Origin of the sequence: Gordonia sp. NPDC057258, from assembly GCF_042668985.1 — a bacterium.
Classification (GTDB): domain Bacteria; phylum Actinomycetota; class Actinomycetes; order Mycobacteriales; family Mycobacteriaceae; genus Gordonia; species Gordonia hongkongensis.
Map to the genome: position 1 here is coordinate 146,690 of NZ_JBHUXZ010000008.1, position 20,515 is coordinate 167,204.

At 68.0% G+C, this 20,515-nt stretch carries 17 protein-coding genes and 1 pseudogene; 12 read left to right on the forward strand and 6 right to left on the reverse strand.

Going from position 1 to position 20,515, the window contains the following annotated elements; translation table 11 throughout:
- The first annotated feature begins 24 nt into the window (after positions 1-24).
- Positions 25-847: pseudogene (locus ACFUEJ_RS08665) on the forward strand (SDR family oxidoreductase).
- Here the strand turns inward: ACFUEJ_RS08665 and ACFUEJ_RS08670 are convergent.
- On the reverse strand, positions 844-1,716 hold the full coding sequence (locus tag ACFUEJ_RS08670; RefSeq protein WP_058249747.1) for a siderophore-interacting protein: 873 nt from the start codon (positions 1,714-1,716) through the stop codon (positions 844-846). The pseudogene ACFUEJ_RS08665 and the gene ACFUEJ_RS08670 overlap by 4 nt on opposite strands.
- 88 nt (positions 1,717-1,804) lie before the next feature.
- On the opposite strand from ACFUEJ_RS08670, the gene ACFUEJ_RS08675 reads away from it, so the two are divergent.
- Together ACFUEJ_RS08675 and ACFUEJ_RS08680 are read left to right on the forward strand one after the other, a co-directional pair.
- Complete coding sequence (locus ACFUEJ_RS08675) at positions 1,805-2,866, forward strand: enoyl-CoA hydratase/isomerase family protein (RefSeq protein WP_277244030.1); 1,062 nt, start codon at positions 1,805-1,807, stop codon at positions 2,864-2,866.
- Positions 2,867-2,936: 70 nt separating this feature from the next.
- Positions 2,937-3,713, forward strand: a complete 777-nt coding sequence (locus ACFUEJ_RS08680) for an enoyl-CoA hydratase (RefSeq protein WP_058249749.1) — start codon at positions 2,937-2,939, stop codon at positions 3,711-3,713.
- A gap of 89 nt (positions 3,714-3,802) precedes the next feature.
- Here ACFUEJ_RS08680 and ACFUEJ_RS08685 read toward each other — a convergent pair whose 3' ends face one another.
- Positions 3,803-4,690 carry a LysR substrate-binding domain-containing protein gene (locus tag ACFUEJ_RS08685; RefSeq protein WP_078112738.1) on the reverse strand — a complete coding sequence of 296 codons (888 nt, stop codon included), beginning with the start codon at positions 4,688-4,690 and terminating at the stop codon, positions 3,803-3,805.
- A 91-nt stretch (positions 4,691-4,781) separates the two neighbouring features.
- Here ACFUEJ_RS08685 and ACFUEJ_RS08690 point away from each other — a divergent pair, with 91 nt between their 5' ends.
- From ACFUEJ_RS08690 to ACFUEJ_RS08705, 4 genes are read left to right on the forward strand one after another with little or no spacing between them, the layout of a single operon-like run.
- Complete coding sequence (locus ACFUEJ_RS08690) at positions 4,782-6,020, forward strand: acetyl-CoA C-acetyltransferase (protein ID WP_078112737.1); 1,239 nt, start codon at positions 4,782-4,784, stop codon at positions 6,018-6,020.
- Positions 6,017-6,784: a 3-oxoadipate enol-lactonase gene (gene pcaD / locus ACFUEJ_RS08695; protein WP_137809449.1), complete on the forward strand. Its 768-nt coding sequence runs from the start codon at positions 6,017-6,019 to the stop codon at positions 6,782-6,784. The genes ACFUEJ_RS08690 and pcaD overlap by 4 nt, the downstream gene beginning before the upstream one ends.
- Positions 6,781-7,614, forward strand: a complete 834-nt coding sequence (locus tag ACFUEJ_RS08700) for a CoA transferase subunit A (protein ID WP_065632570.1) — start codon at positions 6,781-6,783, stop codon at positions 7,612-7,614. Before pcaD ends, ACFUEJ_RS08700 begins: the two co-directional genes overlap by 4 nt.
- A gap of 10 nt (positions 7,615-7,624) precedes the next feature.
- Positions 7,625-8,284, forward strand: coding sequence for a 3-oxoacid CoA-transferase subunit B (locus tag ACFUEJ_RS08705; RefSeq protein ID WP_137809448.1), 660 nt, complete (start codon positions 7,625-7,627; stop codon positions 8,282-8,284).
- A 52-nt stretch (positions 8,285-8,336) separates the two neighbouring features.
- On the opposite strand, the gene ACFUEJ_RS08710 is transcribed toward ACFUEJ_RS08705, so the two are convergent.
- From ACFUEJ_RS08710 to benA, 4 genes are read right to left on the reverse strand one after another with little or no spacing between them, the layout of a single operon-like run.
- A complete protein-coding gene (locus ACFUEJ_RS08710; protein ID WP_388028693.1) occupies positions 8,337-11,069 on the reverse strand; it encodes an AAA family ATPase in 2,733 nt (910 codons plus the stop codon).
- Between the two features lie 21 nt (positions 11,070-11,090).
- Entirely contained in the window at positions 11,091-13,913 is a 2,823-nt protein-coding gene (gene benC / locus ACFUEJ_RS08715) for a benzoate 1,2-dioxygenase electron transfer component BenC (RefSeq protein ID WP_388028696.1), read from the reverse strand.
- Positions 13,914-13,922: 9 nt separating this feature from the next.
- The gene (gene benB, locus ACFUEJ_RS08720; RefSeq protein WP_165629563.1) at positions 13,923-14,480 is read right to left on the reverse strand and encodes a benzoate 1,2-dioxygenase small subunit; all 558 of its coding nucleotides are present in this window, start codon (positions 14,478-14,480) and stop codon (positions 13,923-13,925) included.
- A gap of 36 nt (positions 14,481-14,516) precedes the next feature.
- Entirely contained in the window at positions 14,517-15,911 is a 1,395-nt protein-coding gene (gene benA, locus ACFUEJ_RS08725) for a benzoate 1,2-dioxygenase large subunit (protein ID WP_165629564.1), read from the reverse strand.
- Positions 15,912-16,131: 220 nt separating this feature from the next.
- Between benA and ACFUEJ_RS08730 the strand changes: the two genes are divergently transcribed.
- The 5 genes from ACFUEJ_RS08730 to ACFUEJ_RS08750 all read left to right on the forward strand — a co-directional run.
- Complete coding sequence (locus tag ACFUEJ_RS08730; RefSeq protein WP_165629565.1) at positions 16,132-17,112, forward strand: LysR family transcriptional regulator; 981 nt, start codon at positions 16,132-16,134, stop codon at positions 17,110-17,112.
- Complete coding sequence (locus ACFUEJ_RS08735) at positions 17,109-18,212, forward strand: mandelate racemase/muconate lactonizing enzyme family protein (RefSeq protein WP_165629566.1); 1,104 nt, start codon at positions 17,109-17,111, stop codon at positions 18,210-18,212. Before ACFUEJ_RS08730 ends, ACFUEJ_RS08735 begins: the two co-directional genes overlap by 4 nt.
- 62 nt (positions 18,213-18,274) lie before the next feature.
- A complete protein-coding gene (catA, locus tag ACFUEJ_RS08740; RefSeq protein WP_165629567.1) occupies positions 18,275-19,141 on the forward strand; it encodes a catechol 1,2-dioxygenase in 867 nt (288 codons plus the stop codon).
- Entirely contained in the window at positions 19,141-19,422 is a 282-nt protein-coding gene (gene catC, locus ACFUEJ_RS08745) for a muconolactone Delta-isomerase (RefSeq protein ID WP_165629568.1), read from the forward strand. Before catA ends, catC begins: the two co-directional genes overlap by 1 nt.
- Before the next feature lie 386 nt (positions 19,423-19,808).
- Positions 19,809-20,515, forward strand: a 707-nt coding sequence (locus ACFUEJ_RS08750) for a transposase (protein WP_388028701.1), incomplete at its 3' end; no start/stop codon positions are given.

A 20,515-nucleotide genomic window follows, 5' to 3' on the forward strand; every position in this document is an offset into this window, starting at 1 on the left:
GTGGTGACGGGCTCGGCGTCGGGGATGGGTGCGTCGGTGGCCGCCGCCTTGCGCGCGGACGGTCACACCGTGATCGGAGTCGATCAGCGCGATGCCGACGTCGTCGCCGATCTGTCGACACCCGAGGGCCGACGCCGCGCGGCCGACGAGGTCCTCGCCCGATCCGGCGGGCAACTCGACGGGGCCGTGCTGGCCGCGGGCATGGGCCCCGCGGCCGGACGGGAGCGGATGATCGTTGAGGTCAACGTGTTCGGGGTGACCGAACTGCTGACCGCCTGGCGTCCGGCGCTGGCCGCTGGGGCGAAGGCGAAAGTGGTTGTCTTCGGTTCGAATTCGACGACGGTCACGCCGCTGGTCCCCAAATCCGCCATCCGACGCCTGCTGGATGGCGACCCCGAGGGGGCCGTCCAGGTGATCCGACGCCGGCGCGGCGTCACGGGCCCGGTGGCGTACGCGTCGTCGAAGATCGCGGTCACGCAGTGGTGCCGCCTGCACGGACGGCGACCGAATGGGCCGGTGAGGGCATCCGGGTCAACGTCCTCGCTCCCGGGCCGGTCATGACGCCGCTGTTGCAGTCGCAACTCGACGGTCCGCAGGCCGGGCACGTGAAGTCGTTTCCGGTTCCGGTGCGCGAGTACGGAACTCCTGACCAGCTCGCCGCCTGGGTCATGCTGATGCTGTCACCGGCGGCGGACTTCATGGCCGGCGCGGTCGTCACCGTCGACGGTGGAACCGACGCCCGCATGCGGGGACGGGACTGGCCGTCGCCGCTGCCCCCGCGGGCGATACCCCGGTTCCTATGGACGATGTATCGTGCCCCCGACAGGGCATGGTCGCCGAGTACTAGAGGCCGGCCCGCTCGAGCGCCTCGTCGAACTCTTCCGACGCCTGCTTCTCGCTCTTGCCGTCGTCGAGCGCCTGGCGATAGACGGCGAACAGTTCCGCGCCCCGCTCCACATAGGCCTGCGTCCATCGCTCGGCGTCGACACGCCAATAGCCGATGACGTCGTACGACCGGCGGTCCCAGCGAAGATTGCCGCGCAGGTGCTTGCGGATCGCACGCGACTCCGCCGCCTCGCCGGCGAACCAACAGTACGCGCCCGAGGTCGGCAGGGTGAGTCCGCAAACCGTGTCCGCGAGACGGCTCGGCGTGCGGGAGTTGCCGCCGACCAGCGTGATCAGCTCGACGTCGCGCTCGGGCAGATAGGCCAGTTCGGTCGGGGCGGGCACCTCGACCACGGCGGTGACACCGTCGGTCGACGGCAGTTCGTCGAGGATTCGGGCCAGGGCGGGGAGTCCGGCCAGATCGGCGGCGAGGATCAGGCGTTCGACGCCGGCGGGTGGTGCGTACCAGCACCGCGCGTGCGTCATCACCACGTCGTGCCCCGCTTCGGCGCGCTGGGCCCACAGCGTTGCAGGGCCGGCGGCATGGATGACGAAGTCGACGACCATGGTGCCGGCGGAGTGGTCGACCGAGCGGATCGAGTAGTTGCGGCCGTCGGGTGCGGGGTCGGTGTCGTAATAGGCCCACGTGCCGTCGCGACATTCCATATCCGGTGTGACACGCTCGGGGTCGTGTGGGAAGTAGATGCCCACGGCTTCGTCGGCGCCGCCGGGCAAGCCGAGTCCTGGCAGATCGTTCACGTCGAAGACGATGCGACGCAGATTGGGCGTCAGGTCGGCGACGTCGGCAACGCGTGCTCTGGAATAGCCCATGAGGTAACCCTAACCTGAGTCGGGCTGGACCCCGGTTACTAGGATATGCAACCATCGGAGAACTGTCGGTGTGGAGAGGAGTTCGCCCGTGTCGGAACCATCGGTCTTGACGGAGGAGAACGGGTCGGCGCGGTCGCTGATCCTGAACCGTCCGAAGTCCATCAACGCGATCGATCACGAGATGGTCGGCTCAATGGCCGAGCACCTCGCGGCCTGGGCCGCCGATGACGCGGTCGAGGCCGTCGTTCTCTCCGGCGCCGGTGAGCGGGGCCTCTGCGCCGGTGGCGACATCGTCGCCATCCATCGCGACGCGTCCGCGTTGAGCGGTAATCCCGAGTCGACCGATCGTGACGCCGAGCAGTCGCCGTCGGCGAGGTTCTGGTTCGACGAATACCGTCTGAACGCGCTGATCTCGGGCTATCCCAAGCCGTATGTCGCGATCATGGACGGCATCGTGATGGGCGGCGGTGTCGGGGTTTCCGCGCACGGCGACATCCGCATCGTCACCGACCGTACGAAACTCGCGATGCCCGAGGTGGGTATCGGCTTCGTGCCCGATGTCGGTGGTACGCATCTGCTTTCGCGCGTTCCGGATGGGCTCGGAACCTACGCCGGCCTCACCGCCGGTCACCTGCGCGGCGCCGACGCCATCGCGATGGGCCTGGCCGATCACTTCGTCCCGTCGGAGTCGCTGCCGGCGTTCCTCGCCGTGATCGGCGAGTCGGGAATCGAGGCGGCACTGTCCGCGCACGCCGTCGACGCGCCGGCTTCCGAACTCGCCGAACATCGCGGATGGATCGCGGAAGCGTTTGCGGCCGATTCGGTCTCGGAGATCATCGAACGATGCCGCGCGGTGGGCTCGCCCTTCGCGGACAAGACCGCCGACGCGATCGAGGCGAAGAGCCCGACTGCACTGGCCGTCACCCTGCGTTCGCTGCGCGAGGCGGCCGGCGACGCGACCCTGGAGGACACCCTGGTGCGCGAGTATCGCGTGTCGGTGCGTTGCCTGCTGCATCCCGACATGGCCGAGGGCATCCGCGCCCAGGTCATCGACAAGGACCGCGATCCGAAGTGGGCCACGTTCTCCGGGGACGCCGTCGACGCCTTCTTCGCGCCACTGCCCGACGACCTCACGTTCCCGACCGTCTGACCGAGACCTTCCCCGGGTGGGAGTCAGCCCGTAACATCCCGCCCGTCACCGAACCGAAAGAGGACTGACCGTGACCGAACACCAGACCATCATCGTCGAGACCAGCGGCCGGGTGGGCATCATCACCCTCAACCGCCCCAAGGCACTGAACGCCCTCAACACCGAGCTGATGAACGAAGTGGTCGGTGCCGTCCGGGAGTTCGACGTCGACCAGGGGATCGGCGCCATCGTGATCACCGGCTCGGAAAAGGCGTTTGCCGCGGGTGCCGACATCAAGGAGATGTCGTCGAAGTCCTACGCGGACGTGGTCAACGAGCAGTTCTTCGGTGCCTGGGATGAGCTGTCGCGGGCGCGCACGCCGATCATCGCCGCCGTCACCGGCTACGCCCTCGGCGGCGGCTGCGAGCTCGCGATGCTGTGCGACACCATCATCGCCGGCGACAACGCCGTCTTCGGTCAGCCCGAGATCAACCTCGGCGTCATCCCCGGGATCGGCGGCTCGCAGCGTCTCACCCGCGCCGTGGGCAAGGCCAAGGCGATGGACATGGTGCTGACCGGCCGCCAGATGAAGGTCGACGAGGCCGAACGCCTCGGCCTCGTCTCGCGCGTCGTTCCCAAGGAGGACTGCCGCGCCGCCGCCATCGAGGTCGCCGAGGTCATCGCCTCGAAGTCGCTGATCGCGTCCGCCGCCGCCAAGGACGCGGTCAATCGCGCGTTCGAGTCGAGCCTCGTCGAGGGTGTCCGCGCCGAGCGCGCGCTGTTCTACTCCACGTTCGCGACCGACGACCAGACCGAGGGCATGGCCGCCTTCGTCGAGAAGCGGGACCCGAACTTCACACACCGCTGATCCGAGACATTCGCAAACCCACCTCTTTTCGGTGTTTCCACCCCCTGTTTGGTGGGTGGATATACCGAAAAGGGGTGGGTTTGCGGCGTTCAGGAGAGTGTGCGCAACACCGCCAGGACCCGGTCGACGAGCGGGGACTGGGGCCCGTCGGGGAACGCGACGGCCAGTTCGACCTCGTCGTCGGTGTCGAGCGGGCGGTAGACGACGCCGGGTATACCGAGCGCTGAGGTGGGTTCAGGGACCAGGGCGACCCCCACCCCCGCGGCGACGAGTGTCACCAGCGTCGACGTCTCCTCGACCTCGTGCCGGACGCGCGGGACGAATCCCGCGCATCCGGCGGCCGCCGACAGGACCCCGTGCATGACCGACTTCCCGCTGCCCGCGTGCACGATGAAGTCGTCGCCGCGCAGAAGGGCGAGGTCGACGGGCGTATCCGATGCGCCGTGGGCGAGCGGATGATCGTGGGGCAGAGCGACGATGAGGCGGTCGCTGCGGATCGACTCGACCCGCAGTCCGGTGGTGTTGATGGGCATGCGCAGTAAGGCAAGGTCGATGTCCCCGGACTCGAGCGCGGCGATCTGGGCCGGTGCCAGCATCTCGCCGCGAACGTGGACGTCCACATCGGGCAGTTCGTCGCTCAGTGCGCGCACGAGCGCGGGCAACAGCGAGTAGGTGGCCGAACCCACGCACCCGATCGCGAGGTTGCCCTGCCGCCCGTCGGCGATCCGTTGCGCCTGTCGTGCAGCGGCGTCGACCGAGTCCAGGATCGCGACGGCTCGCTGCAGGTAATCCGCACCTGCCGGGGTCAGCTCGACACGACGCGTCGACCGGGCCAGCAGTGCGACACCGAGCTCGTCCTCCAGCTGGCGGATCTGCTGAGACAGCGGTGGCTGGGCCATGTGGAGCCGCTCGGCGGCCCGGCCGAAGTGCAGCTCCTCGGCGACGGCGCGGAAGTAGCGCAGGTGTCGCAGTTCCATGGAGTCAGTCTAGAGCGTTGATATCTGCTCCATATCAAATGCCGGGATATGGATACTTCTGCATATCGCTGTTGCTTCCTAGGGTGGACTCATGGCATCTCTCACCACGGACGCGGGTACCGACATCGTTGTCTGTTCGCCACTGCGTACCCCGGTCGGGCGCATGGGTGGGGCGCTGTCGACCGTGCCCGTCACCCGACTGGCCACCGACCTCCTTCGCGAACTCGTCCGGCGCACCGGACTCGAGGAGGGTGATGTCGACGACGTGATCCTCGGGCAGGGCTATGCCAACGGTGAGTCGCCGGCGCTCGGTCGCATCGCGGCTCTGGACGCCGGTCTCGGAGTCGGCGTACCCGGAATGCAGATCGACCGTCGCTGCGGTTCCGGGTTGCAGGCGATCCTGACCGGGGCGTCGATGGTCGCGACCGGCGGTGCGCGCCTCGTCGTCGCCGGTGGCGCCGAGTCGATGTCGACCGTCGAGCACTACGCGCTGGGTCTTCGGTCGGGGATCAAGCAGGGTGGCGTGGAACTCCGCGATCGCCTCGACCGCGGGCGTCTGACCGCGGGCGGCGAGTCACACCCGGTTCCGGGCGGGATGATCGAGACCGCCGAGAATCTCCGTGCGCGGTACGGCATCTCGCGGACCGAGCAGGACGAGTTCGCGGCCCGATCCCACGAACGGGCGATCGCGGCGCACGACAGCGGCCGCTTCACCAGCGAGTTGGTGCCCGTCACCATCCCGGGCCGACGCGGCCGTACGGACACCGTTGTCGACCGCGATGAGCACCCGCGAGCGGACGCTACTGCGAAATCGCTTGCAGCGCTGCGTCCCATCAGGCTCAAGATCGACGGCGAGTCGACGGTCACGGCCGGAAACGCCTCGGGCCAGAACGACGGTGCGGCCATGGCTGTGGTCACCACACGCGCCGAGGCGGAGCGCCGCGGACTGGAACCCCTTCTCGCCCTGCGTTCGTGGGCCGTCACCGGTTGCGAGCCCGAGGTCATGGGCATCGGCCCGGTCGGGGCCACCGCCGCCGCCCTCGACCGCGCCGACCTCACGCTCGACGAGATCGACCTCATCGAACTCAACGAAGCCTTCGCCGCCCAGGTGCTCGCCTGCCTGGCGGAGTGGAAGGTCGACCCGACCGATGAACGACTGAACCCCAACGGGTCCGGGATCTCGCTGGGTCATCCCATCGGAGCCACCGGCGCCCGCATCCTCGCCACCGCGGCCTACGAAGCGCGCCGGCGTGACGCCCGATTCGTCCTGGAGACGATGTGCATCGGCGGCGGACAGGGACTCGCCGCTATCTTCGAGGCGACCCGATGAGCGCGCAGGTGCACGCCGTCGTCACCGGACGTCCCGACGGACCGGCGGTCGTACTGTCCAACTCGCTGGGTTCGACGCATCGGATGTGGGATTCGCAGGTCGCCGCGCTCGAAGAGCGATTCCGCGTGGTGCGCTATGACACCCGGGGGCACGGCGATTCGCCGGTGCCACCGGGGCCGTACTCGATCGATGAGTTGGCCGATGACGTCATCGCGCTGCTGGACCGCTTCGACATCGAACGAGCACACCTCGTCGGGCTGTCGCTCGGCGGGATGACCATGATGCGCGTCGCCGCACGCAATCCCGAACGAGTGGATCGGCTGGCCCTGCTGTGCACGGCGGCGTATCTGCCACCGGCGCAGGGCTGGACGGACCGTGCCGCACTCGTGCGCGCCGACGGCACCTCGGCGGTCGCCGCGGCCGTGGTCCAGCGGTGGTTCACTCCTGGCTACCTCGCCGCGAACACCGAAGCCCGACAGCAGTTCGAGGCCATGGTCGCCGCCACTCCTGCCGAGGGATACGCGGCCTGCTGCGAGGCGATCTCCGCCATGGATCAGCGATCCGACCTGTCGTCGATCATCGCGCCCACACTGGCGATCGCCGGTGCCGATGACCCGGCGACACCGCCGGATCTGTTGCGCGTCATCGTCGATGCCGTGCCGAACGGCCGCCTGCTGGTGGTCCCGGACTCGGCCCACCTGGCCAACGCGGAACAAGTCGACACCATCACTCCCGCACTCATCGAACACCTGGAGCAGCAATGAGCACTCGCGACAGTGCGGCCACGACGACGGTCGTCGACCGTCCCGGCGGCCCGACCAAACTCGCGGCGTCGGCCGCCGAGGCGGTCGCCGACATCCCCGACGGTGCGAGCATCGCGGTCGGCGGCTTCGGGCTGGCCGGCATCCCCGGCTTCCTGATCGACGCGCTCCTCGAGCAGGGGGCGGCGAACCTGACCATCGTCTCCAACAACTGCGGAGCCGACGGTGCGGGTCTGGGTCTGCTGCTGGAGGCCCGGCGCATCGATCGGGTCGTCGCGTCCTACATCGGTGAGAACAAGGAGTTCGGCCGCCAGTTCCTGTCCGGCGAGGTCACCGTCGAACTCACCCCTCAGGGCACCCTCGCCGAACGCATGCGCGCCGGCGGAAGCGGGATCGGGGCGTTCTTCACCCCCACCGGTGTCGGCACGCTTGTCGCCGAAGGCGGACTGCCCTGGCGCTACCACTCCGACGGCACCATCGCGGAGGCGTCCCCGCCCAAGGAGGTTCGGACCTTTCACGGTCGGGAGATGGTCCTCGAGGAGTCGATCGTCACCGACTACGCACTCATCCGGGCCGCCGTCGTCGACACGGATGGCAATTGCAGATTTCATGCTGCCGCACGCAATTTCAATCCGCCGGCGGCGATGGCCGGGCGCATCACCATCGTCGAGGCGGAGAAGGTGGTCGAGGTCGGCGAGCTCGGACCCGACGAGATCCATCTGCCCGGCATCTTCGTGCAGCGGATCGTCGAACTCGCGCCGGAACAGGTCGCGCGCAAGGGGATCGAGAAGCGCACCGTCCGTGAACGTCCCACCGCATCGCCGTCAGCCTAGGAGTGCCGACATGACCTGGACCCGTACCGAGATGGCCGCCCGGGCCGCCCGCGAACTCACCCCCGGTGACTACGTCAACCTGGGAATCGGTCTGCCCACCATGATTCCGGACCTCATGCCCGACAACTCCGGCGTCCACCTGCACGCCGAGAACGGCATCCTCGGGGTCGGACCGTTTCCCTACGACGACGAGGTCGACCCCGACCTCATCAACGCCGGCAAGCAGACCGTGTCGGTCCTGCCCGGGGCGTCGTACTTCGATTCGGCCACGAGCTTCGCGATGATCCGCGGCGGCCACGTCGACGTCGCGGTCCTCGGCGGCATGCAAGTCGCGATGAACGGCGACCTGGCCAACTGGATGGTGCCGGGTGCCCTCGTCAAGGGCATCGGTGGCGCCATGGACCTCGTCAACGGCGCCGGCCGGGTCATCGTGCTCATGGATCACGTCACCAAGAAGGGTGAGCCCAAGCTGCTCGAGGGCTGCGCGCTCCCGCTGACCGGCCGCGGCGTGGTGAGTCGCGTGATCACCGACCTCGGTGTGTTCGACATCGCCGGAACGGGATTCGACGTCGTCGAGTTCGCCCCGGGCGTGGACCTGGGGATGATCGAGGACCGGACCGGTGCGCCGGTCACCGACCGCACCGCCGCCTACGCGACGGCCGGAGCATAGATCGCCTGCAGGTACACACGCACGGTCGACGGAGTCTGACGCACGGTCGACGTCACCGGCGGGTGGCTGCGAGTTCGGCGCGGGACCGCACACCGAGCTTCGCGTAGATCCGGGTCAGGTGGTACTGCACCGTCTTCGGTGAGATGTAGAGCTCGGCCGCCACCTCCCGGTTCGACAGGCCGCGCGCGACAAGGGCGGTCACTGCCTCCTCCTGCGGCGTGAGTTCGGCGGCACCCTTTGTGGCGGTGTGGTTCTCACCACGCGACGTCGCGAGACCGCCGGCCTTCAGTTCGCGTTCACAGCGTTCGACGTAGGTGGTCGCGCCGAGCGACAGATACAGGTCGCGGGCGGTCCCGATGACGGCGTCGGCGGCCCGGCGCTTGCCCGCACGTCGCAACGTCTGGCCGTAGGCGAAGTTCACCCGCGCCTGGTCGTAGCGCAGGCCGAGACCGTCGAGGAGTTCGATGCCCTCCTCGAAGGTGCGCCGTGCTCCGTGGATGTCACCGGTTGCGCCGAGGTGGCGGCCGCGTGCGTACTTCATCCGGGCTGCCGACGACCGGTGGCCCCGCTCGGCGGACCGGATCTCGTAGCGTCGCAGCAGATCGTCGGCGGCCTCGTGCCGTCCCTCGAGGACCAGTGCGTTGGCGAGGACGTCGACCCACGGCCACAGGCCCGGCTCGGACAGGGCCGGGACGGACTCGGCCATCGCGACGAGCGGCGTCAGTATCCGCCGGACCTTGCCGTAGTCGGCTGCGGCCTCCGCCAGTTGGGCCCGGGCCAGCAGGTCCGGTATCCGCATGATCTCGTAGTCGCCGATGGAGGTGCTGCTCTGTGCGATACTTCCATGCGCGTCCTCCCAGTTCCCGCGCAGCGAATCAATCTGGCTCGCAGTCCAGTTGAGCAGGGGCGTGGTGAGCGCGATGCCGCTGTTGCGGGCGAGCGCGCGGCCGGCCTCGACGCCGCGCAGCGCATCGTCCCAGTCGCCGGTGAGGAACTGGACCCGGGCGAGCCAGGCCAGCGCCCACAACGTGATCCGGGTGGAGCCACCGAGCTGCGCCATCGACACGGCGGTTTCGAGATCGGTACGCGCAGCGTCGATCTCGTCGAGGCCGAGTTCGAGCCAACCGCGACCCATGATCGCACGCTGCGCCTGCGCGCCGTATCGAACCCGTTCCGACACCGTCTGGTACTCGGCGCGTGCGGCATCCGGGTGTCCCGACCAGGCCAGTCCGAGTCCACGGATGACGGCGGCCTCCACTCGGGCGGCCGATCCGGCGTCGGCCATCGCGTCCGCGCGATCGGCCCAGTCCACCAACTCGGTGCCCTGGCATCGGACCAGGTTGTGCAGGACGAAACGTTGCGCGATCAGGGCGGCGACATCGGGTTCCCGCTCGACGTTGACGATCGCCCACGCCCGGTCGAGACGCAGCTGTGCCTCCGCCGACCGGCCCCGCAGGATGGCGAGGTACGCCAGGGTCGCATTGCGCAGTGGTGTCTCGCGCAGGCTCTCCACGGTCGGTACGAGGGCGCCGGCACCGGTGCAGTCTCCAGCGGCGAGGAGCGAATCGACCGCGAGCGTCACCCGTGTGTCGCGCTGCAACGGATCGGGGGTGAGCCGGCCCGCCTGCCCGTACAGTCCGGCGGCCTCGGCCCACGCACCGTCGGCGCCGCGGGCGCGTGCCAGGTCGGTGAGGGCGTCGGCGAGGGCGGCGTCGACCGTCGAGGTGGCCGCGACGCGGTGATGGAGCTGTCGGGCAGGGTCGTCGACGAGGTCCGCAGCCCGACGGTGGGCGTCGCCCACGGTCTTCATGCCGAGGACCTCGAGGACGGCGGCCCGCACCAGGGGACCCGCGAGACGCGGTTGCGCCTCCGCGGGTGTCAATGCCCTGTCGTCCGTCACCAGACCGGTTGCGCGCGCGTCGTCGATGGCGCCGAGGGGGTCGGTGATCCCGGCGAGTGCGACTGCAGTGGCGAGAGGCTCGGCGGGGTCGAGGATCGCGAGCGCTTCGATGAGCGCGCGAGCCGAGGTGTCGTTGTCCGGCAATCGTTTCCGCACCATCGCGACGACGTGGGCCGGCGCGGGCAGTCCCATGCCGGTGCGGGACCAGGTGCCTGGCGGGACCTCGTCGAGCAGGGCCACGATGTCGCGGGGATTCCCGCCGGTGTGCCGGGCCAGTTCCTCCCGCATCGCCGGGTGCAGCACGATGCCGCGCTGCGCGGCGAGGTCGGCAGTACCCGTTGGGTCCAGGCCGTCGAGTCGTAGCTCGTCGAGTGCGTTGCCGACGAGCCGGGTACCCGGCCGAGACATGGTGAGGACGACCAGGATTCGGCGATCCCGGTGTTCTCGGGTGAGTGAGACCAACGCCTGCAGTGACTCCTCGTCGGCGAGGTCGGCGTCGTCGACGGCGATGAGTCCGGCGGTGTCGCCGGGCACCTCGGTCGATGACTCTGCAGGAGTGGTGACCGCTGCGAGTAGTGCGTCGAGCAGGTCGTCCGGGGTCGGGTCGGCAGCTGTCGCGGGTGTGGCGTCGGGCCGGTCCTGTACCAGCTGCCGGATGAGTGCGCCGGGCGTGTGCGCTCGCCACGGTGAGACCGCGGCCCACAACGTGGAACCGGTTGTCGGAGCAGACAGTCGCCGCCGGACCAGGTGCCTCAGCAGCGTCGACTTGCCGATTCCGGGACTTCCCGTGACGGCCAGAAAGCCCGACTCCGACACGGCGCCGAGCCGCGAGAAGAGCAATTCGATCTCGCGGTCGCGGCCGACGCACCCGCCGGTGACCATCATCGGTCCATACTAGTCAGCAGCTCAACCCTGATCGCCGCCGGCGACGGGCAGCACGGTTCCGGTGATGTACGACGCCTCGTCGGAAGCGAGAAAGCAGATGGCGGCCGCCTGCTCGTCGAGCGTGCCGTACCGGTGCATCGACGACGACGCGATCGTCTGGTCGATGTGGGCCTGATACCACTGTGACTCGATCTCGTTGCGCGGCTCCGGTGTACCGCGTGAGATCCGACGCGGCGGTGCCTCGGTGCCTCCCGGCGCCGTGGCGACCACTCGGATGCCGTCGTCGGCGTACTCCATCGCCAGTGACGCGGTCAACGCGTTCACCGCCCCCTTCGCCGCCGAGTACGGGATCCGGTGAATGCCTCGCGTCGCCGCCGAGGAGACGTTGACGATCACCCCGCCCCCGGCGCGTGTCATCGACGGCAGGACCGCCCGGCACGCGTACAGCGTCGTCATCAGCGACCGGTCGATCTCGGCCCGGATCTGCTCCTCGGTGAACTCGACGAACGGTTTGAAGTTGATGGCGCCGCCCACGTTGTTGATCAGCACATCCACCCGACCGTACGTGGACAACGCCTGCCGGATCACCGACTCGGCGCCGCCGAAACCCTCCAGATCGGCGATGGCGGCTGCCGCGCCGGGACCGTTCGCTTCGAGATCGCGGGACACCTCGGCGACCAGTTCCGATCGGTCGGCGAGGACGACCTTGCCGCCCTCGGCGCTGATTCGCCGGGCGGTCTGCTCGCCGATCCCCTGCGCGGCACCGGTGATGACGACGACCTTGCCGGCGAACCGGCCCGGGGTGACGAAAAGCGGTCGACGCGAAACCGATTCGTCGGCCATCGCTCGGCGCATGGTCTGCTTCGACCGGTCGGCATGTGCGGTGATGAGTGCTCGTGCCGCGTCGTGGTCCCCGGCCTCGAACGCCGAGACGATATCGATGTGGTCCTGCGCGCACAACGGGTGACACCAGGTCGCGTTCCGTAGCACCTCACTCATGCGGCCCTTGACGCCGAGCGCCTTGTAGGCCTCGAGCAGGTGATCGTTACCGGTCTGGGCGAAGAGGTAGTCGTGGAACGCGGCGTTGGTCTCGGTGTACTCCGCGGCATCGACGAAGCGATCACCGTCCACGTACGGCACCGTGGCGTCGGCGAGCAGACGGTAACCGGCCAGCTGTTGCATGGACAAGCGCCCGAACGTCAGCTCGAGTGCGCCCAGTTCCAGGGCGGCCCGGGCCTCGAACAGGGCGTCCGACTCGTGGATCGCCGGATGCTCCTCGCCGATCTGGTAGCCCTGCGAACCGACGACTGCCGGTCCCGCCACGGTGTCCCCGACGGTGGGCGTTTCGGTCGCCACCGCGGGAACCGCTTCGTGCAGCGGTTCCAGGCTCGACGGCGCGAACACCTCCTGCCCGGCGATCGACCGTGCCGGACCCGCCGGATGCGACGCCGTCGGTCGCAGCAACCCCGCATCGGAGTCCAGTCCGCGGTCATCGGATTCGGTGTGCCACACGACCTGTCCAGCGATCCGGACCAGTGAATCGTCGCCGGCGACCGACGGACGTGCACCCGACCAGGCCGCCATGTCTGCGGCCGGGAGAGTCTGCTGTCCGGCGATCGACCGGGCGTTCGCGGCCACGATGATCGGGTCGTCGGCGTCCGGCGCGGACGAGTCGGACGCCGCGGTAGTCGCCCGGGCGGTTTCGTCGGTGAGCACCTCGGTCTCGTCGACTGTGCCGTCGTCGGCACCGGCCTCCGGACGCGCCGCGAGCGCGAACTTCTCGTAGTAGAAGCCCGTCGGCGCGATGCCGGCCTGGGCGACGTGCTTGCGAACCGACGCCACCATCGGCGGCGGACCGCACAGGTAGATCGCGACATCCCCGTCGTAGAGGTGGGCCGGCTCGATCAGGCTCATCACGTAGCCCTTGTTGACCGCGGAACTGGCCGGGTCCGAGACACAGTGGTCCCACGTCAGACCGGGCAGCTTCTCGGCGAAGAACTCGACCTCGTCGAGGGCAACCAGATCGGTGTCGGTGGACACCCCGTAGATGAGGTGGACTTTTCGACGGCTGTTGTCGGCGTGCAGCTTCCGCAACATCGACAGGATCGGCGCAAGGCCGGTGCCGCCGGCCAGCAGCAGCACGGGGTGGGTGGCCTCGCGCAGGAAGAACGATCCGTGCGGACCGGTGAACGCGATCTCCTCGCCGCGGGCGGCGCGGTCGGTCAGGTAGGTCGACATCGCGCCGCCGGGACTCAGCTTGATGAGGAAGATGAGACGGTCCTCGTGCGGGCCGTTGGCAAACGAGTACGACCGGGTCACCGGGGTGCCCTCGCCGTCGTCGCTGCCGGGGATCTCGATGTTGACGTACTGTCCGGGCAGGAACGCCAGCTCCCCGCGGTTCTCGATCCGGACCTCGAGACGCATGGTCGAGTCCGAGAGTCGATCGAGTTCGACGATGGTGCCGGTGAATCGGGACGCCTGGGTCTTGGCGACATCGGAGGTCGCCGGGATCTGCAGCACGAGATCGGACTTGGGCCTCATGCAACAGGGGAGCGCATAGCCCGCGGCGGACTCGTCGTCGGAGAGCGCGTCCTCGATGTACACCCCGCCGTCGAATTCGCCGGACTCGCAGAACGACTTACACGTTCCACAGGCCCCGTCGCGGCAGTCCAGCGGGATGTTGATCCGCTGACGGTAGGAGGCGTCGGCGACGGTCTGGTCCTCGCGGCACGAGATGAACCGCGTGACACCGTCTTCGAAGGACAGTGCCACCTGATGGATGGTGGCCTCGCCGTCGGGGGCTCGCAGGTCGGCGCCGACGCCGTTGTCGGTGGTGACAGTCATGGACGGGTCCTAGAAGTGGTAGATGTCCACCACGTGGTGGATGTAGTCGTTCTTCAGCACGATCGTCTTGCGCCGGATCAGCGGCTGCTCGCCGGAGAAGTCGATCGTGTAGAAGGAGGTCCCGTAGTACGGGTCCACCGTGTTGTACCGGAAATACATGGTGTGCCAGTTGAACCGGACGTCGACGAGATCACCGCGCCGCTCGATGACCTCGACGTTGCCGATGTTGTGGCTCGTCCGGGGTTCGGGCAGTGAGGTCGCCGACGACCGCTCGGTGCGGATGCGGAAGACCCGGTCCTCGAGGCCGCCCTTGTTGCCGTAGTAGATGAGCGAGATCTCGCGGTGCGGGTTCTCGGTGAGACGATCACGGTCGTCCCAGGCCGGCATCCAGTACACGACGTCGTCGGCGTAGCAGTCGAGCCACTTCTCGAATTCGCGGTCGTCGAGGTAGCGGGCCTCGCGGTACAGGAACTGCTCGATCTTGTTCTGGGTGATGAGCTTTCCGCCGGTGGATATACCCGACCCGGCGGGATCGACAGCGGCGGAATTGGTCTCAGCGGTGGTCATGGTGCTCTCCTTCAGGGCGGTGGGCTGGGCGGCGGTCTACTGGGCCGGGGCCGCTGCTTGTCTGGCAGCCGCGGCTTCCTTCGCGGCAGCTGCGCGCATGCGCTCGAGCCAGTAACCGTGCTGGACCGGGTAGAGCCCCTCGTCCTCGTTCTTGACGCCGGCCGAGATGACCCCGGTCATGCCCAGCGATTCGGCAACGGGATCGGGACCGGTGAGCCAGTGCTCGGCACCGCGGCTCATGTCGTTCCACGGCGCGGCCTGCGCCCGGAACGTGAGCTGGCACGAACGGAACTCCTCGAGGTCGTCGGGCGTCGCCATCCCGGACGCGTTGAAGAAGTCCTCGTACTGGCGGATGCGGTGAGCCCGCGCGGGGTCGCTCTCACCCTTGGGTGCGATGCAGTAGATCGTCACCTCGGTCTTGTCCGGCGCGATCGGACGGAAGTGGCGGATCTGCGTCGAGAACTGGTCCATGAGATAGACATTCGGGTACAGGCACAGGTTGCGCGACCCCTTCACCATGAACTCGCCCTTGGCGTCGCCATGAGTCTCCTTGAGCTCGTCCATCTTGTCCCACAGCGGCCGGTCCTGAGGGTTGGCGGCCCAGGTCCACAGGCACAGGTGGCCGTTCGGGTACGACCAGTAGCCGCCCCCGGACTTGCCCCACCCGCCGGCGTCGAGCGCCTTGGTGTCGTTCGTCGACTCGCCAGTGCCGCGTCGCGATGTGGTGGCCGCGTAATTCCAGTGGGTGGCGGTGACGTGGTAACCGTCGGCGCCGTTCTCCGCCTGCACCTTCCAGTTGCCGTCGTAGGTGTAGGTCGACGCGCCGCGGAGCACCTCGAGGCCGTCCGGCGACTGGTCGACCAGCATGTCGATGATCAGTCGGGTGTCGCCGAGATGCTCCCCTAGCGAGGCGACGTCCTCGTTGAGGCTGCCGAACAGGAAGCCGCGGTAACTGTCGAAGCGGGCGACCTTGGTCAGGTTGTGCGAGCCGTCGACGTCGAAGGTGTCGGGGTAACCGGCCCCATCGGGATCCTTGACCTTCAGAAGGGTCCCGTCGTTGCGGAACGTCCAGCCGTGGAACGGGCAGGTCAGTGTCATCCGGTTGTCGGTCTTGCGCCGGCAGATCATCGCGCCGCGGTGCGCACAGGCGTTGATCAGGCAGTGCAACTCGCCGTTCTTGTCGCGGGTGATGACGACGGGCTGCCGGCCGATGTAGGTGGTGAAGTAGTCGCCAGGCTCGGGGACCTGGCTCTCGTGTGCGAGATAGATCCAGTTGCCCTCGAAGATGTGCTTCATCTCCAACTCGAAGATGTCCTCATCGGTGAAGATCCGCCGGTTGGCGCGGTAGACACCGGCGTCTCGGTCGTCGACGACCGCGTCGCCGAGGACCGAGTTCACATGATTCAAGTGTTCCGATACGGACGCGGTCATGGTCGTATACCTCCAGAAAGTGGGCTGCTCTCTGCACTGTGGCAGCACGTGGTGGCGATCACACCCGGGTAATTGCCAGTCCTGGCCAAGCAACCTATTGATCGATGGCGTCGATCAATCGACGCAATTTGTGTCTTTGTCATGTATGGATCGACGCTCTACCGTGAGACGTGTCCGCGGTCACAACCGCGGTGTCGATCAGTACGAGACGAGGCGCGTCATGGAGCTACGGCACTTGCGGTACTTCGCCGCCGTGGCCGACACCTGTCATTTCGGGCAGGCAGCGGAGTCGTTGCACGTGGCACAGCCCGCGCTGTCGTACGCAATCCGCCAGCTCGAGGCCGAGCTCGACGTCACCTTGTTCACGCGGACCACCCGTCAGGTGTCGCTCACCCCGGCCGGGCAGTACCTCAGGGCCCAGGCCGAGCGAATTCTCGCCGGCGTGGACGAAGCCGTGGACGGCGTGCGTCGGATCGCCGCCGGCCGCAGCGGCCTCGTCCGGGTCGGTATCACCGGTATCGCCGCGTTCTCCCATCTGCCGCGCATCGCGCGGGTCGTCAAGCGGGAGTTGCCCGATGTGGATCTTCGTATCCAGTCCGACATGCTCACGCCGGGCCAGTGCGACGCCCTGCGCGCCGGCACCCTCGACCTCGGGATCCTGCGCCCGCCGGCGATCGGGGAGCACATCGACACGACGGTCATCGATGTCGAGCCGATGGTTCTCGCGGTGTCGGTCGATCACCGACTGGCCGCCGAGCCCGTGGTCTCCGTCGCCGACCTCCGCCACGAGCCGTTCGTGCTGTACGACAGCCGGGACTCGGCCGTCAACGACGCCGCGATACGGACATGTCGCGCAGCGGGTTTCGTTCCCCACCGGGTGCACCAGGCGCCGGGTACCGCGGTGCTGCTGGCCCTGGTCGCCGCCGGGCTGGGGGTCGCCCTGCTCCCGGCCTCGGTGCGGTCACTTCCGCTCGACGGTTTGGTGGTGCGCGACCTCGTCGATGCCGACACCGTCGAGGTGGCACTCGCCTGGCGATCGGGTTCCGACGACCCGGTCGTCACCGCGGTCGCCGACGTCATCGCCGCTGCCTTCGCCGATTCCGCCTTCGCCGATTCCGCTGCAGAGTCGCGCGACACCCAGCTTGCCGACCACCGTTCCGTGAGGACCCGACTGGGTGCTCGATCTGGAGAGAAACCGTGAAAATCACCGCTGTGGAGGCGATTCCGTTCGCCATCCCGTACTTGAAGCCGCTGAGGTTCGCCTCCGGCGAGGTGCACGCCGCGACCCACGTGCTGGTCCGGGTGCACACCGACGCCGGCGTGGTCGGCGTCGCCGAGGCGCCGCCCCGCCCGTTCACCTACGGCGAGACCCAGGACGGCATCATCGCCGTGATCAAGGGCATCTTCGCGCCCGCGGTCGTCGGCCTCACCTTGCTCGAGCGTGAGGTGGTCACCGCCCGAATGGCTCGCACGGTCGGCAACCCGGCCGCGAAATCCGCTGTGGACATGGCGATCTGGGATGCGCTGGGCAAGGTCCTGGGGTTGCCCGTGGGGGACATGCTCGGCGGTTACACCGACCGGATGCGCGTCAGTCACATGCTCGGTTTCGCCGAGCCGGCCGCGATGGTCGCCGAAGCCGAGAAGATGGTCGACATCTACGGGATCCGCACCTTCAAGGTGAAGGTCGGACGTCACCCGGCATCCCTCGACACCGCGGTCGTCCGCGCGCTCCGCGAGCGGTTCGGCAGCGACGTCGAACTCTACGTCGACGGCAATCGGGGCTGGACCGCAGCCGAGTCGGCTCGAGCCATGCGGGAGATGGCCGACCTCGATCTGCTGTTCGCCGAAGAGCTCTGCGACGCAGCCGATGTGCTCGGTCGCCGGTGGCTCGTCGAACAGCTGCCGGTGCCGTTCATTGCCGACGAATCGGTGCCCACGCCGGCCGACGTCACCCGCGAGATCCTCGGCCGGTCGGCGACCGCCGTCAGCATCAAGACCGCGCGGTCGGGTTTCACCACCTCACGCCGCACGCATCACCTCGCCGAGGGGTTGGGCATTCCAGTCGTCATGGGCAACCAGATCGACGGTCAGATCGGGACGGCGTGCACGCTCGCCTTCGGCAGCGCCTTCGAGCTGACGTCGCGCTACGCGGGTGAGCTGTCGAACTTCCTGGACATGAGCGACGACCTGCTGACCGAGCCGTTGCAGATCCGCGACGGCCACCTGCACCGGTCGACCGCGCCGGGGATCGGTTTCGAAATCGATCCGGACAAGCTCGACCGTTATCGCACCGACAACTAGACCCGCACGCCCACAACACGTCTCGTGGCAGCCCCGCGAACCTCAGTAGCAAGGAGAAGAACATGACCACCACCGAACATCCCCAGGAAGTCGCCACCGCCGCGGCGTCCGGCGCCTCCGCCACCGAGCGGTTCCACGCGGACAAGTCTCCGTTCGAGGCAGTGAAGGACACTGCGCCGGAACGTGTCTCGACCCTCATCAACGAGGTCCTCGCGGGCGTGCACGAGGTGATCCGGAAGCACCAGGTGACCTACGACGAGTACAACGCGCTCAAGGCGTGGCTCATCAACGTCGGTGAGGACGGCGAGTGGCCGCTGTTCCTCGACGTCTGGGTGGAGCACGTCGTCGAGGACGTCGCGACCTCGCATCGTCAGGGTAACAAGGGCAGCATCGAAGGCCCGTACTACGTCCCGGACGCTCCGGAACTCGGCGCCAAGGGCACTCTGCCCATGCGGGACAACGAGCCCGGCGATCCGTTGGTGTGGACCGGCCAGGTCCGGTCGTGCGACGGCACCGCCCTCGCCGGCGCCACTGTCGAACTCTGGCACGCCGACGACGACGGCTTCTACTCGCAGTTCGCGCCGGGAATCCCGGAGTGGAATCTGCGCGGCACCTTCACCGCCGATGACGAGGGCCGCTTCGAGATCACCACCATCCGGCCTGCGCCGTACATGATCCCGACCGATGGCTCGTGCGGGAAGATGATCTCCGCGGCCGGTTGGCATCCGTGGCGTCCCGCGCACCTGCACCTCAAGGTCTCGGCGCCGGGCCACGAGCAGCTCACCGCACAGCTGTACTTCCCGGGCGACCCGCACAACGACGACGACGTCGCCAGCGCCGTCAAGCCCGAACTGGTGCTGGACCCGCAGGACGACGGCAAGGGCGGCTTCACCGTCTCCTACGACTTCGTGCTGGACCCGGCGAAGTAATGCTGTTCCACGTGCGGATGGACGTCTCCATCCCCGACGACCTCGACCCCGACGTGCGGGCCGACACGGTCGCACGGGAGAAGGCGTACTCCCAGGATCTACAACGCGCCGGCAAGTGGCCGCACATCTGGCGGATCGTCGGGGAGTACTCCAACTACTCGATCTTCGACGTCGAGTCGAACGACGAACTGCACACCCTGCTGTCAGGTCTGCCGCTGTTCCCGTACATGCGGATCAAGGTCACCCCACTGGCGACCCATCCTTCCGATATCAACGGCTGAGCCGCTGCTCCTCGAGAGCGAGCCCCATCCTGCTCGCTAATCCGAAAGAACAGCAAAACACCTGGTCCCTGAGGTGCGAGGAGCGCAAGCGACGAGCCACGAAGGGCTGGCGAGATACGTTGCTACACCCTTCGTGGCAGTGAGAATGGGTGTGGGTGGTTGACCGGGTTTGGGTCTGACTTACTTCGTGGCTGACGGTGCTGTCATGGGCGAGATGTGTCGGCCCGGAACTCCGGTCGATCACCTGCACCAAGTGACCTGTGAGGACCGGGGCGGGTGTGACCTGATTAGGACCCTGTCTGGCTGGTAGGCCGTGACTCTTCACTGTCCTGTCCACCCGCCCCGGTGAGGTCATCCACCACCGCAGTGAAGGAGACACCGCCAGAATGGCTGAGACAGCAGTGACCACGCAAGTGGTCGTACTCGGAGTCGACACCCATCAACAGACCCACCACGCCGCGATCGTCGCCATCGACGGCCGCCCGCTGGCCGATCGCGAGTTCCCGACCACCACCGCCGGCTACACCCAGTTGTGGCAGTGGGCGTGTGGCTTCGGCCGCGTCGAGGATGCCGCAGTGGAATCGAGCGCCTCCTACGGGGCCGGGTTGACCCGGATGCTCACCGCCGAAGGGGTGCGAGTGATCGAGGTCAACACCCCCGATCTGCCGCGCCGCTACGCCCACGGTAAGACCGATCAACTCGATGCCTACGCCGCAGCGATGGCAGTCATCACCGGCCGCGCGACCGCGGTGGCCAAAGACACCCGCGGCGCGGTCGAATCTGTTCGGATGCTCACCGTGGCAAGGGCTTCGGCCGTCGAGGAAGCCACCCGCATCGGTAACCAGATCCGTGACCTGTGTACCACCGCACCAGCCGAGTACGCCGATCAAGCGCGCCAGGCCCGCACCATCGCCAAGCGGGCAGCATTCATCAAAGACTTGCCGGTACCAGCCGAGAAAGCTGATCTGTCCGGGCCGGCCGCGGCGTTCGTGCGCGCTGCGCGGTCGCTGCTCGACCGACACCGACTCGCCCAACAACAAGCCCGGTCTTTGGCCCGCGAACTCACACGACTGCTGAGCAAGCTGGTACCCAC

Bases quoted from the DNA above. Each gene is read 5' to 3' on its own strand.
- pcaD (WP_137809449.1), top strand. From the start codon at position 6,017: ATGAGCGCGCAGGTGCACGCCGTCGTCACCGGACGTCCCGACGGACCG.
- ACFUEJ_RS08690 (WP_078112737.1), top strand. From the start codon at position 4,782: ATGGCATCTCTCACCACGGACGCGGGTACCGACATCGTTGTCTGTTCG.
- ACFUEJ_RS08710 (WP_388028693.1), bottom strand. From the start codon at position 11,069: ATGATGGTCACCGGCGGGTGCGTCGGCCGCGACCGCGAGATCGAATTG.
- ACFUEJ_RS08670 (WP_058249747.1), bottom strand. From the start codon at position 1,716: ATGGGCTATTCCAGAGCACGCGTTGCCGACGTCGCCGACCTGACGCCC.
- ACFUEJ_RS08700 (WP_065632570.1), top strand. From the start codon at position 6,781: ATGAGCACTCGCGACAGTGCGGCCACGACGACGGTCGTCGACCGTCCC.
- ACFUEJ_RS08730 (WP_165629565.1), top strand. From the start codon at position 16,132: ATGGAGCTACGGCACTTGCGGTACTTCGCCGCCGTGGCCGACACCTGT.
- catA (WP_165629567.1), top strand. From the start codon at position 18,275: ATGACCACCACCGAACATCCCCAGGAAGTCGCCACCGCCGCGGCGTCC.
- benC (WP_388028696.1), bottom strand. From the start codon at position 13,913: ATGACTGTCACCACCGACAACGGCGTCGGCGCCGACCTGCGAGCCCCC.
- catC (WP_165629568.1), top strand. From the start codon at position 19,141: ATGCTGTTCCACGTGCGGATGGACGTCTCCATCCCCGACGACCTCGAC.
- benA (WP_165629564.1), bottom strand. From the start codon at position 15,911: ATGACCGCGTCCGTATCGGAACACTTGAATCATGTGAACTCGGTCCTC.
- ACFUEJ_RS08705 (WP_137809448.1), top strand. From the start codon at position 7,625: ATGACCTGGACCCGTACCGAGATGGCCGCCCGGGCCGCCCGCGAACTC.
- ACFUEJ_RS08685 (WP_078112738.1), bottom strand. From the start codon at position 4,690: ATGGAACTGCGACACCTGCGCTACTTCCGCGCCGTCGCCGAGGAGCTG.
- benB (WP_165629563.1), bottom strand. From the start codon at position 14,480: ATGACCACCGCTGAGACCAATTCCGCCGCTGTCGATCCCGCCGGGTCG.